Here is a 14387-nt window from a genome sequence, read left to right as displayed (position 1 = left end):
TACAAAAAATAAATAACCAATACTATTACATCAAAGCTCTGTCTGAAAATTCCTATGCATTTTCAATACAGTAAAAACCTTTAAAACTACGTGACGCAATCAACCTACTTTATTGTTTTTATACTGTCGATAAGTACGTTGAACAAAGTACGTCAAATGATATAGAGCAGCATAGCTAACACATAGTAAAGTAACTCTTTTTAACAAACTCACTGATACCCCTGCCGCAAACCTGTAGGGACTGCTAGTCAAAGATGGATACCAACTTAAAACTGCCTGCATACCCCATATCAGAGTTAAGGTAACCATTAACGCAATGATTATTGCACTCTGCTTTTTAGAAAAGACCAGCCTGACTATGTTGTCTATTCCTAATCTTTCTTTGACCACGTCTTTGTTGTTAATTTGCCAGTTTTTTGAGCGTGACCAGGCAAACCAAAATAATGCCGCTAAACCTACCATTGAACTTAAATACTGTAATAATCTGGCGATACTCGTTCCTTTAAAAGGATAAAAGTACAGAGGGTATTGTAACCAGTCAATATGACGAGCAATAGAGCCGTCAGCATGAGTAATACCGTCCCAAACTAGATGAGTGGTTGCACCTAAGATCAATCCAAATACTACAGGCAGATAAAAAGACTTTACCTTGTGTATGACTCTTTTTTTAATACCTCTTAAGGACCAATATCTAGCAGCGTAACCAATGATACGTTTTTGTCCTTTATAATAATTATTACCAGGGTTTAAACCTTGCTGATTAAGAGTATTTTCAGTAGAAACCTTTAAAAAGGGTTGAATCAACGCGTAAGTCGCAGGCTTTAATCCCCAATACCATAGTGTAAATATTAAAAAACCCCACGGTAAGTTGTAGGTAAAAATACCTATCCATTCGTGTGACTGACGAGAAAACGATCTGGGTATATTCAGATAATAATGCAAATCTGGCATCATCGTACCGATGAGTAATGCCTCAAAATGCAACCGGCGTTTATCAGGGTAAAATGGCAGAGCTGCAGCCATATGAGCTAATGTAAAAGCCATTTATAAACTACTCTCTTATTTGTATCAAACGACAAGTCAAAAATCTTGTACTTAATCGATTAACATTCTAGCTGAATCCTATACAACTAGAGGTTATACGAACCAAAACTATTACTTTACTTATCGTAATTACTGACCAAAACTTCTGCGTCATAACGTAACATGAGTAAATCACTTTCCCAATCACTAAAATCTGTGACTTCTTTATTCAATAGATATTCTTCAATAACCCATTTTGTATAGTTCGCACCTGACAAATAAGTCAAAGGATAACCACCACCAAATCTTGGATTGATTTCAATACCTTTCATAATATCTTTATTTTTATGTAGAAATACTTGTATAGTTAAACAACCTCTAGCACCTTCTAGTTTAGCAAGCTTCTTTGTAAATTCATTTACAATGATATTTTTCTTGGTAACCCCTTTATTTACCTCGCCAGCTCTCACCAAGATACGCTTACGCGGAACCACACACTTTAAAGTAGAGTTTTTGTCATAATAACAATCTATAGTAAATTCGTCGTATTCTTCGTCGGAAATATATTCCATATACATCAATTTTTTATTATTGGTATGCTCATCTTTGATATCACTCGGTTCAAAAGCTGTAAATATGCCTTCACTTCGACTTCCATCGTATGGTTTTACGAATACAGGAAACTCAAGATTATTTTGATTGAACTGTGTGGGTGTATCTATGCCATACCTTTCAAACAGCTCATTGGTTTTTCTTTTATCACGGCATTTTTTTATGAAAGAGGCATCACTAACCACCACGTGAATACCCTTTTTTTCAAACTCTGAGATATTAGTACTTAAGATATTTAATTCAGTATCTATGGTTGGAATGACTAATTTTATATCATTGTTTAAGCAGCTTTTTATTAAATGACCAATATATTCTTGATCGGTCACTTTTGGTACAGCAAAATATCCATCTGAAATGTGACAAGCTGGTGCTAACATTGGATTAAAATCGGCAGTAAAAACCTTCGCTTTCTTATCAATAGCAGTCAACTCCTTTTGGAAGGATTTAACAAGGGAAACTCTCTGCCCAGCAGAAGTTATCAAAATATTCATCATTACTCTCCAATATTGCCCTTAAATTTGCCCATAATCTTATCACCATCAGCATTAATACCATCTTTTATCAGCACTTTCTTTACTGTTTTGAATAGGATCTTGATATCTAACCATAGCGATTGATTATCGACATACCAGGTATCAAGATTGAATTTCTCATCCCAACCAATTGAGTTGCGGCCATTGACTTGGGCAAATCCAGTGACGCCAGGACGAACTAGGTGGCGACGGGCTTGCTTTTCGTTATAAAGTGGTAAGTATTCCATCAATAGAGGACGGGGGCCAACAAGGCTCATATCACCTTTTACTACATTCCAAAGTTCAGGCAATTCATCCAAACTACTAGCGCGTAGCTTTTTACCGAATGGTGTAAGCCTCTCATTACTAGGTAAAAGGTTACCATCAGTATCTTTAGCATCCTTCATAGAGCGGAATTTAACCATCTCAAAAGGCTCACCATTGATACCAGGACGTATCTGTCGGAACAATACTGGTGAGCCCAGGTTCTTCTTAACTTTATAGGCTGTAACTGCGTATACCGGAGATAAAATCACTAGCGCTGTAGTAGCAGCTGTAATGTCAAAGATTCGTTTAATCATATGTTGTTACTCCAGTTCCATTTCCGAGATCATATGAGCATTTACTTTATGCACATCGTATTTTTCTTCAGCTATTATGCGAGCACGTTGACCCATTTGCGCAATTAATGCCGGCTGTTCAATAAAACGTAGCATCGCTTGTACTAAAGCATCTACATCTTTGACAGGAACTAAGAAACCATTGTCGCCATCTACAACTGTTTCACGGCAACCTGGTGCGTCAGTAGTGATAATTGCACGTCCCATTGCCATCGCTTCTAGTACTGTACGTGGTGTACCTTCACGATAAGATGGCAATACATATACTGAAGATGCTTGAATCGCTGGTCGTACATCTTTTAGACGACCTAAGAAGTTAACAGTACCCGCTTTAATCCATTCATCTAATTCGCCTTGGGTGATACTAGTCGGATTGGCATCAAGACCACCAACTAAATCAAACTGCACTTCAGGATGTAGTTTTTTAACTTGTTGAGCTGCCTGATTGTACTCTCGCACACCCTTATCGCCCAATAATCGAGCAATCAATAAAAAGCGTAATGGCTTTTGTGTATCGAACGGCACAACATCAAACTCCTCCACATCTACGCCTGAGCCGCTGATTACACACGTACGTGTTTTTGAAGACACAATATTCAACTGACGAAACAATGCCTCATCATCATAATTTTGAAAGAATACCACTTGGCAATGACGTAGCGCTGAACGGTATAAACCTTGAGCAACAGCACGTACATGTTTGCGCTTGGTATCATCCTCTGCAGTAAAAGCAAAGCCTAAACCTGTAATTAAAGCAAAACGCTTTGGTACACGAGCAAGCCAAGCAGCAAGCGTTCCGTAAATGACGGGCTTGATAGTGTATCCCATCATATAATCTGGCTCGATTTCTCTCATCAAAGTATAAAGAGAAATTAAAGCTTTTGTATCCGCTATAGGGTTAATGCCTGTACGTTGCATCGAAATACTATGAGGTATAACACCCAATTCCGTTAGCTCTGTAATTACAATTTGGTTATCTAGTAGTTCTGGAGCAGCTACATGAACCTCTAACCCTCTTTCTAATAGCGCAATTATAAGGGGTTTGCGAAAACCAATTAAGGAACTGGCAAAACTAGCTACAAGTAAAAATTTCATAAATAATTCTCGTAAAATATATTAATGTTCAATCGAAAGCTCATTTTCATTACTGTCTTGTACTCTATAACCTAAATAAACCAAAAGAAGAGAATAGATAAACAAATAGTTGAGTACAAAAAAAGTCGAGCTATTTGTAGATAAAGAGAATATTGTTGCGAGTGACATTATTGTAGCAGCTTTAAATCTAGGGATATGTTTGGATGTCATCCATATTAAGGACGAGCAGAATAGAGAAAAAATAAAAGCACCAATAATCCCAAACTTTATTAAAGTTTCTATCAATCCGTTGTGTGTGCCAAGAACATGCCCACTACCACTATCAAATTTAACACCATCAAAACCTAATCCTATTATAGGTTGACTTTCAAACCTTTCGAGCGCCAACTGCATCAAGACATCACGCCCATTATAACCAGTATCTAATAGACGTGAATCAGATGAACTTACCAAACTAGAAAAATTGCCAGATACCCATTCTGCAATTTCTACAGAATAAATAGATATCCCTAATACAGATGCTAACAATACAAATAAGGTAAAAAAATTACTTTTTGGAAATATAGTCACAAAAATGTATGTTAACAAGCCTAGTGAAAATGCCAATACTGAACTTCTAGAAGCAGTAATAGTAGTAATCAAAACTACAATTATTACTGCAAACACTTTATATCTTTTCTGATCCAGCCCTAATAAAATAAAAGGTAATATCATTACAGAAAGATGACTGGTAATATTGGGATTCCTAAACAGCCCAGGCTGTCTGAAATCTGACCAACTATTAAGACTTATAAGAAAAAAAGGTAACAATACAAGTAGAATTTTAGATAGTGTTTTATATTGCTCTTTATGATAAAAGGATTTTCCTTCAGCTAAAGCTATTTGAGAAGTAAAAAATAGAAATAAAACTAAGGCTATTGACTGAACTACTATCAACAAACTACCTTGAAAAATAATATTCTGTATTACAACAAACACTACAAGAAGAGAAATAATAATTAAGCTTTTATTCATTATTAATATTCGATGCTTATACATCACAAGGAAATAAAATAAGGTAAAGTGCACAACTATCAAAGGCGCTCTCAAACTGGCAAAGTTTGAGAAACTTATAATAAAAATTATAAGTATTGAAGTCAGTACGAATGAGTTTAAACTAATAAAACTAGGAACTTTTATATTCATATTATTCACTACAGTATCTTGTATTAACTTTTATTTTTTAATATAAACTGTGGAACTTGTCTATGATTACTTTCATAGAGTATTTAGTAATAATATTATGTTTGTTCTCATTAGCTTTTTTAAGTAATTTATCTTTCGGGTAGGTAAGATATTTTCTTATAGTATGACTAACTCCAATTACATCATTACTTAGAGCAATAGACTCTTCATCTAAAAGGACTTTAACATCTCCTACATTAGTTGCTACACATGTAGTATCTGATAATATAGCTTCTCCTACTACATTTGGAAACCCTTCAGTTTTGGAATGTAAACAGAAAATATCAATAGCTTTTAAACATTTAGGTACATCATTCCTCTGACCCAGCAGTCTGAAATTATCTAAAAGGTTGTACTGTTTGATCCAAGACATTAGCTCTTTGTTTTCTGAGTCATTGTCTCTACCTACTAACATAAACTTCAAACCTGGAAAATCTTTTACTAACGTAGAGGCAACTTCCACAAAAAGCTTTTGGTTTTTGACAGGATTAAACCTACCTACAGATCCAATGACGATATCATCAGGGGACAAGTCAAACTGATTACGGATATTAAGTCCATCTTCTTTTGTAGAAGAAAGCGCCTCCACATCGAAACCATTAGGGATAACAATCATCTTAGATTTGTCGTAACCAATATCTATATGATAGTCTTTTGATACATGAGCTGCGCAAACGATAGAATCGGGAACGTAGTAAGATAATTTTGCACATATCTTACTAAGGTGAACAGTTTGCTTGGAAGCACCTTGCGATACATCCGTAGTACGGATACCCCAAATAATATTATCAACACCCACACTCTTTGCAGCTAAACCACCTAAAAAATCAGCATGATACATCCAAGTCTGCACTACATCAGGTCTAAGCTCCTTGAGTAGTTTCTTAAGTTGCAAGAAAACCTTAGGTACCGATGCTATAGACTTCATGCCGAGACTATATACCTTTACTCCTTGATTCTGTAGATCTGAACCAATAATACCAACATCTGTTAAAGAAATAACACTATGTTGAAACTGACCTGTTTTTTGACTGTGCAGTACTAATCGTTTAAGCATCAACTCAGCACCGCCTACATTTAAGCCAATAATTACGTGTGTTATTTTTTTAGTCATTTTTACATTCCATATAGTGTAAAAAGTTATAAGGAAAATTCTCTTTGCTTAATAATTTTTCTTTATAAATATTGGTCTAAGAATAAGTTAAATCTCGTATACACCCTAGTATTCTCGAAAAAACGGTTAATACTGTAAAAACTTTAACTATTTTTATATTAAAACAATGTTCGAGGCACATTATATGTATCTTCTTCCCACGCTATTATAAAACTTTTAAACTTTCATTTTTAAATTTCATATTTAAAATGTTTTGTAAAGATATTGATTCATTACTTTTTATAAAAAAATTTAAAGCATATGCAAAATTTTCCTCAAGATCTTGATTGTTTTTCTCTTTAACCCATTTTCCATTTATACAAACATATCTATATGGAGCTTTCAATAAAGTGCCCGGCGAAAAATTGGTGCCTTGAAATTCTATTAAATGACAACCATCAGATGACTGAGCAATATCTAACGAAGCGTAAGGATTACTAATTTTGTCAAATATACTCTTTGCATAATCTAAAGTCTCTTTCGGAGGCTTTACATGCTCAAACAATCCACTGCCACTCGCTCTAAAGTCACCTTCTTTGATTTTTCTTTTTAAGCTATAGTACCTGTCGCCAAATATTAGAATTTTAAAATCATTCGCTAAGTTAGGTATAAAATCTTGCTCAACAAATCTATTAAACCCCTTATGCCTGTAGTTATATATTGAGAACTCCTCAGCTTGTAATTTGATTTTTCGTTGAAATTTTATTACTTTTCTCCTACTAGATACATCAAAATATTTTTTCTTAATATCTAATAGATCTTTTTCTTTCTTTACTAAAAATACACCACTACTACCTGCCCCACTCACTGTTTTTAATACCTTTGGTAATGGTAAGTTACAGTCATCGATATCAAAGAAGTAGTTCCCTTTTAAATCACCAAAACCTAATTCAGTTCTATACAACTCCTGAAATCCTTTGTTTTCGTGACTCATAAGTATGTCATAACTTGGTATGATTCTGCATTTTTTATTAATAAAATACATGACATCTCTTAGATACAGTCTAATATTTTCCTCATCGCTAGAAGTGTAAAAAACTATATCCGTTTTATCAAAATCAATGTGCATCAGGTCATTGATAGTTATAATTTCACTATCAAAATTTAAAAGACTTGATACCTTATCGATATTTAAACTCTGCCAGCTTTGACCAGTACTACCGAAAAATCCATTAGGTAGTGTGGCGATATATACCTTCATAATATTAAGCCCCTGCAATTAACATTTCTATTTTTATCTAATAAGAATACCATTTCAATTACAAAAATACATCATTTAATTATATATTGTGAAATTACTGTTACTATTATATAAATTATTTATAAGGATAGACAAAAAAATATACTAAATACCTATATAGAACGATCATAGGTATTCGATATAAAGAATACTTTAAATACAGATTTAATTATAAAAATAGATCATTTCTTAAACTTAACAAAATCACTTATGATTTCGTCAGTATATTTACCTAAGAACGGCTCTCCTGCATTTTGTGGAATTCTTATGGTTTGGCCAAATAAATTTATCTCTATGCATCGCCATTTATCAGTAGAGTCTAAAGCCATATCAAGGCTGATTATACGAGCACCTATAACAGATCTAGCAATACTTTTACTGGCTTCAACCAAGTCTTCATATAGTGGTAAGCTCTCTCCTTCAAACACAAAACCTGAATTGGGATGACTTAAATATTTTTTTTCATCTATATCAGTTGCATACTCATTCAGCATTCCATTCAGTTTTATACTGCAGACAATCCCACCATCAGATACATTATCCAAGCTTCCATCTTTTCCTATACGTATACCAGAATTAAGCATATGCACTACACTATCATTATCTTTATATAAACTTACACGAACAGTATTTATACTATCTTTATTAAAAGCATTTATTAGTTCAGACTGTTCTATTTTTTCTTGAACTACTAGGTTAGGATGTTGTTGTATAATTTCTTTAATATCTTCCTTGCTATCAACAAAGTACACATCCTTACCGCCATAACTGCCTTTATTAGGTTTAATCACAATAGGAAAGTCAGTATTGTCAACTTCATTGTCAATAAACGCTTCAATATTATCTATAGCCTCGAATTCATACGTATAATAGTTATTATCAATTTTATGAAAGAAGTCTTTTGGAAAAACCCCTCTACCAAACCATTTGTTATAGATACTTTTATGTGCTAGAAACTCGACATTTTTTTCATTGTTTAGAAACCTTTCAATATATAAAGCGTAGAACTCTTCAGGAATAATACGCTTATTGAAATATCCCGATAATGATTTTGATATCTCTACTGTCTTGAAGCTAATTATTGGAGATACATCTTTCCAGTAATCACGATATTCTCTCTTCTCATCTTTCGTTAAACTAACTTTTTGAAAATCAGGAGAATTATATATTGATTTATGAAGCTTATTAAACGCAGAATATGACGATAAAAACTTCCAACTTCCAACAACTTTACTTCTTACAAACTTTTTGGTTTTCATATTTCATTTCCTTATTTATCTTTTTGAAGTAGAAGTAGGATCCGAATCCTAAAATTAATTGACTTATAAATATATTGGTAGCTCCTCCTAATAGTCCAAACTTATAGATAAGTGGGAAGGATAATACGAATCCTATTATTGATGCTATAATAGTAATTCTCATTACTAACTTATCGTACCCTCTTGAGATTAGATAATTAGTAGAGTAAACACTGTAGAAGACAATAGCTAAAAACCCTGCTATAAGAATATAAAAGACCTCTGAGTCAAAATTATATTTTATACCAATTATATCAAAAATATACTGATGCACTAATACTAAGAAAAGTGAAATAGCTGATATTAAAATTAAGTAGTACTTACTAAAAACACCGAACTTTTCTTTATACCTAATCAAATATGGAAAAGCCACACCTGATACTACAGAGTTAAAAACCGTTAATATCTGTACAACTTGTCTAGTAGCGCCAAAATAACCCGCAGAAGCCTTACCTAATATCATCCCAACAAGAAAATTGGTTGTATTATTAAAAAGAGTTGGAACGAATTGATTTACAAATAATGGAAAACCAATTTTTAATGTCTTTTTAACTCTTTTAATACCTACAAAAATTAGCTTTAAGTTGAATTTACGCATTATTATATAATGTGAAATAAATGCTACAATAATATAGCTTACCCCTAATAAAAATGGATAGAGCCAATAGTCTTGTGGAGCTTTTATCAATATAAAAACGCCTATAGTAAATGAAAGCTTAACTATAAGATTTAAGGCAGTTATATAACCCATTCTTTCAACACCCCTAAAAAACCACTCAGGGAATAATGTTTGACCTATAAGCATCAAACACATCAATAGATATACGAGTAAATCCTCTCTAAACTGTGGTACAAGCAAAATTATTGGTACTAATACAGCTAAAGAGGACAACAGTAAGTACATTTTAGTAATGATTGTTTTACTGTAAATAAAACTTAGTTGTCTCTTATTGGCTCGATGCCTTGCAATTTCTCGTGTCGCTGACAGATTAAAACCATAGTCTGTCACTGCTTGAAAATAAGCCATCAACGACAGTGCTAATACGATCGCCCCATATTGCTGTATCCCTAATACCTTAATCAAATAAGGCAAAGTAACGAAAGGTAATACAGCATTAACAAGCTTTAAAACTGCCAGTGAAAAAAAGTTTTTTAGCAGTTGGCTAGTATCTTTATTACCTAGCATGGTGCGAACTTTACTAATCATAAAACTCAACTATTAATTTGCTAACGACTTAACGTACCAAGGCATGGCTTTATCGATACCTTGACTAATATCAAACTGAGGCTTATATCCTAATAAGTTTTTTGCTTTAGTCACATCTGCTTGAGAATGTCTTACATCACCCTCCCTAAAGTCTCGATATACAGGCTCTTTATCATACTTCACATCATTTTCTGCTAATGCTGACTTAATGGCGTTAAACAAATCATTTAGCGTCGTTCTATCACCTACTGCTACGTTGTAGACTTGATTCTTGGCATCAGTATTGGTAGATGTTGCTGCTAATATGTTCGCTTGCACGGTATTGTCGATATAACAAAAATCACGGCTGGTTTCGCCGTCACCGTTGATATAGACATCATCATTAGCAATCATCGCTGCTGTCCACTTTGGGATCACCGCAGCATAAGCACCATCTGGATCTTGACGTCTGCCAAATACATTGAAATAGCGCAAACCGACAGACTTAAAACCGTAACTGCGTGCAAACACTTCTGCGTACAACTCGTTGACGTATTTAGTCACAGCGTATGGAGATAATGGCTTACCAATAGCGTCCTCTACTTTAGGTAATGCAGGATGATCGCCATAGGTTGAGCTGCTTGCTGCGTAAGTAAAGCTTGAAACCTCTGCATCACGCGCTGCAACTAACATATTCAAAAACCCTGAGATGTTAGTCTCATTAGTGGCAATAGGGTCTGCCAAAGAGCGAGGAACAGAGCCTAGCGCAGCTTGATGCAATACGTAGTCCGCACCTTCACAAGCCTTATAGCAGTCATCTACTTTTCTGATATCGCCTTCAATAAAGCGAAAACGTTGCCATTGCTCTGCAGATACTAATGACTGTACTTCATCTAAGTTTTTTTGATGGCCTGTCGCAAAATTATCCAAACCTACGACGGTTTGATCCAGCTTTAATAAGGTCTCAAGTAAGTTTGAGCCAATAAAACCTGCTACGCCGGTAATCAACCAGTGCTTTGGATTGTTTGCTAGTTCTTGTGTTGTTTGTTCATATTGCGTCATGGTACTTCCTTATTATCAGTACAACTTGTATTTACAGGCGAATATCAGCTTCATCTTTTGCAAATACGTATTTTAAATCATAAAGTACATGTTTTTCTTTACCCAGCTCTCTGATACTGCTGACGCCCATATCGGTAAACTGTGAGTGAGCAACTGCTAGAATGATACCGTCATAGTTTCCTGCTTGAGGCTCACTGATTGGTGTGATGCCATATTCACGCTGAGCTTCTTCTTTATCTACCCAAGGGTCATAAATATCGACTTCGATGTTATATTCTTTTAACTCATGGACAATATCGATAACTTTGGTATTACGTACGTCAGGACAGTTTTCTTTAAAACTTAGTCCAAGTATGAGCACCTTTGCCCCTTCTACTTGAATACGCTTTTTGATCATATTTTTGATGAGCTGAGTCGTAACATATTCTCCCATACCATCGTTGAGACGACGACCAGCCAAAATGATCTCAGGGTTATAACCGATAGCCTGTGCTTTATGCGTCAAATAGTAAGGGTCGACACCGATACAATGCCCACCAACCAGACCTGGACGGAACGGTAAAAAGTTCCATTTAGTACCTGCTGCAGTAAGTACTGCTTCGGTATCGATATCCATCTTGTTAAAGATAACGGCTAATTCGTTAATCAGAGCAATATTCACGTCTCTTTGAGTGTTTTCAATAACTTTTGCTGCTTCTGCAACCTTGATGCTCGCAGCTTTATGCGTACCAGCAATGATAATTAGGTTATATACATCGTCGACGAAGTCTGCTATTTCAGGCGTGGAGCCTGCAGTGACTTTTAGAATATTGACTACTCTGTGCTCTTTGTCACCTGGGTTAATACGTTCAGGACTGTAACCTGCATAAAAGTCTTGATTGAACACCAATCCAGACACGTCTTCAAGTACAGGGATACATACTTCTTCTGTTGCCCCTGGATAAACGGTAGACTCATAGACAACGATATCGTCTTTTTTGATAATGCCACCTATCGCTGTTGAGGCTTTAATTAAAGGTGTCAAATCAGGCTGCTTAAAATCATCGATCGGTGTCGGTACCGTAACGATAAAAAAGTTGCAGTCTTTGAGTGCTTGAATATCTGAGGTATAACTCAGATGCGTGGCTTGAGATAGCTCTTCGTCACTCACCTCTAGGGTATGATCTGTACCCGTTTGCAAGTCAGCAATACGATTTGCATTTATATCAAAGCCTATAACAGGGACTTTTTTGCCAAATTCAACTGCCAGCGGTAGACCCACATAACCTAGGCCAATAACTGCTATCTTTATATCTTCTATGTTTCTCATAACGTTCCTTACTAGATAAGTTTATAAAATAGTTTTGATCATTTAGCGTAATGGTTGTTTTATTTGAGAAGGTTTACGAAGGCGCTGAACCTTCATGATAGCCTTCTACAAAATATTTGAATTCTTCTTTTAGCCATTCCACATCATGTGGCTGCGATCTACGGGTTAATTGAGACAGCATATTTTCGATATCCATTAGCGGGAAGCTTTGCTCCATCGCCTGTCGAATCAAAGGATGCTGCGTAGGCTCTACGTTGTCATCACCGATGATAAGCTCTTCGTAGAGTTTTTCCCCAGGTCTGAGTCCGCTGACAACAATTTCCATATCTCCATCTGGGTTGTTTTTATCTTTAAGCTTACAACCTGTTAGGTAAATCATACGTTTAGCAAGATCTACGATTTTGACAGGCTCTCCCATATCTAATACGAATACTTCACCACCTGTCGCCATCGCGCCTGCTTGAATTACCAGACTTGCTGCTTCAGGAATGGTCATAAAGTAACGAGTTACATCTGGGTGAGTCACTGTAATCGGACCGCCCTGCTCAATTTGTTTGGTAAATAATGGAATCACCGACCCTGAAGAACCAAGTACATTTCCAAAACGCACCATACTAAAGCAGGTTTTACTATTAACTTGACTCAATCCTTGGCACACAAGCTCAGCCAGGCGTTTAGACGCACCCATAATATTGGTAGGTCTTACCGCTTTATCAGTAGAGATAAGTACAAAAGTCTCAACTTTGGCTTGCAATGCTGCATAAGCGCAGTGGTAAGTCCCTTTAGAATTATTGATGACACCTTCAAAAGGATTGTGCTCAACAATAGGTACGTGTTTATATGCAGCAGCGTGATATACCGTATGAATTTTGTACTTTTTAAACACTCTAATAAGTTTGTCTTCATTGGTCACATTACCAATCATGGCAATGATTTGAATATCACTATAATCAGGGTTGAGCATTTGCTGGTTTTTAAGCTCTTGATGAATACTATATAAAGCATATTCAGACAATTCATAAAGAATGAGACACTGAGGCTTGTTTTTGATTATTTGCCGGCATAGCTCACTGCCAATAGAGCCTCCAGCACCAGTAACCAATATATTTTTACCTGATATATTTTTGCTTAATAAAACAGCGTCAGGCTCAACGGTTTGTCTGTCTAGTACATCCAAGATATCGACAGGACGCATGGTGCTTACGGTCACTTGTCCAGCAGCAATCTCATGTAAGCTTGGCAGCTGTTTAATCTTGACCGATACTTCTGCAAACTCTTCAATGATCTGTCTGCGGCGAGCGCGGCTGATAGATGGCATGGCCAAAAATACTTGTGAGACCTCTAAACTATCTACCAACTTTACGGTTTCAGCAGCGTCATGTATCTTCTTGCCTAATAAGTAACCACCAGCCAGCTGTTGGTTGTCATCGACAAAAGCAACTGTACGGTATTTGTTTGAGCGCTCTAACGCATCGAACAACTCTCTACCTGCTGCACCTGCTCCATATATAATGACGTTCTCTTGAGTTTCTTTATCACTAAGACGGTTATACTGACCACCATTACTACGCTCTAAAAACTCACGTATGCTTAAGCGACTGCCCCACAACCAAACAAAGAATAAGAATAGGTACAAGATAGGTACTGAGCGCGGTATATCAGTCAAGATATCGAAAAAATTCATCACTTCATACGCGATGATCAGTACTATAAATAGCTGTAATACGTTACGCATGACTCTATCAGAGAAGATACGAGCAACGCCCCTATAAAAGCCTATGAAGTAAAGCCCAATAACAGGAGGTAAGGCATATAAAAACAGTGCCAAAGGACTCAAATGGTTAGCAACGTCGCCATACCGTAGGGCCAAGGCAAAAAATAGACAGACCATTGACATCACAATATCTGTGGTCAGAAAGACCCCACGCTTTGCGACACGTGGCATCTCTAACAATCGCTGGGCAGTATTGTATAACCGATTACCAGTGTTGTTGTTTGCAGAATACGTTTTATTAAGCTCTGGCTTCATAGACATAAGACTCAACTGGTTGTG

Annotated in this window: 12 protein-coding genes; all 12 read right to left on the bottom strand. The window is 35.8% G+C overall.

Going from position 1 to position 14387, the window contains the following annotated elements; all coding sequences use genetic code 11:
* Positions 1–99 precede the first annotated feature (99 nt).
* Positions 100–1044, bottom strand: a complete 945-nt coding sequence (locus Q0890_RS07585; protein ID WP_299219176.1) for a DUF4184 family protein — start codon at positions 1042–1044, stop codon at positions 100–102.
* Positions 1045–1160: 116 nt separating this feature from the next.
* Entirely contained in the window at positions 1161–2129 is a 969-nt protein-coding gene (locus Q0890_RS07580; RefSeq protein ID WP_299219174.1) for an ATP-grasp domain-containing protein, read from the bottom strand.
* Entirely contained in the window at positions 2129–2728 is a 600-nt protein-coding gene (locus Q0890_RS07575; RefSeq protein WP_299219172.1) for a sugar transferase, read from the bottom strand. Before Q0890_RS07575 ends, Q0890_RS07580 begins: the two co-directional genes overlap by 1 nt.
* A gap of 6 nt (positions 2729–2734) precedes the next feature.
* Entirely contained in the window at positions 2735–3862 is a 1128-nt protein-coding gene (locus tag Q0890_RS07570) for a glycosyltransferase family 4 protein (protein ID WP_299219170.1), read from the bottom strand.
* A 21-nt stretch (positions 3863–3883) separates the two neighbouring features.
* Positions 3884–4876, bottom strand: coding sequence for an O-antigen ligase (locus tag Q0890_RS07565; RefSeq protein ID WP_299219168.1), 993 nt, complete (start codon positions 4874–4876; stop codon positions 3884–3886).
* 208 nt (positions 4877–5084) lie between these two features.
* A complete protein-coding gene (locus Q0890_RS07560; protein ID WP_299219166.1) occupies positions 5085–6200 on the bottom strand; it encodes a glycosyltransferase in 1116 nt (371 codons plus the stop codon).
* 205 nt (positions 6201–6405) lie between these two features.
* Positions 6406–7440 carry a hypothetical protein gene (locus Q0890_RS07555; RefSeq protein WP_299219164.1) on the bottom strand — a complete coding sequence of 345 codons (1035 nt, stop codon included), beginning with the start codon at positions 7438–7440 and terminating at the stop codon, positions 6406–6408.
* A 221-nt stretch (positions 7441–7661) separates the two neighbouring features.
* Positions 7662–8738 carry a sugar-transfer associated ATP-grasp domain-containing protein gene (locus Q0890_RS07550; RefSeq protein WP_299219162.1) on the bottom strand — a complete coding sequence of 359 codons (1077 nt, stop codon included), beginning with the start codon at positions 8736–8738 and terminating at the stop codon, positions 7662–7664.
* Entirely contained in the window at positions 8710–9984 is a 1275-nt protein-coding gene (locus Q0890_RS07545) for a flippase (RefSeq protein WP_299219160.1), read from the bottom strand. The genes Q0890_RS07550 and Q0890_RS07545 overlap by 29 nt, the downstream gene beginning before the upstream one ends.
* A gap of 12 nt (positions 9985–9996) precedes the next feature.
* On the bottom strand, positions 9997–11025 hold the full coding sequence (locus Q0890_RS07540; RefSeq protein WP_299219158.1) for an NAD-dependent epimerase/dehydratase family protein: 1029 nt from the start codon (positions 11023–11025) through the stop codon (positions 9997–9999).
* Between the two features lie 31 nt (positions 11026–11056).
* Positions 11057–12334 (bottom strand): Vi polysaccharide biosynthesis UDP-N-acetylglucosamine C-6 dehydrogenase TviB, encoded by a 1278-nt coding sequence (gene tviB, locus Q0890_RS07535; RefSeq protein ID WP_299219156.1) that lies wholly within the window; start codon positions 12332–12334, stop codon positions 11057–11059.
* 73 nt (positions 12335–12407) lie between these two features.
* Positions 12408–14369, bottom strand: a complete 1962-nt coding sequence (locus Q0890_RS07530) for a nucleoside-diphosphate sugar epimerase/dehydratase (RefSeq protein WP_299219154.1) — start codon at positions 14367–14369, stop codon at positions 12408–12410.
* Positions 14370–14387 lie beyond the last annotated feature (18 nt).

Origin of the sequence: uncultured Psychrobacter sp., assembly GCF_947488565.1 — a bacterium.
Classification (GTDB): domain Bacteria; phylum Pseudomonadota; class Gammaproteobacteria; order Pseudomonadales; family Moraxellaceae; genus Psychrobacter; species Psychrobacter saeujeotis.
This window is presented reverse-complemented; position numbering and strand designations above follow the sequence as displayed.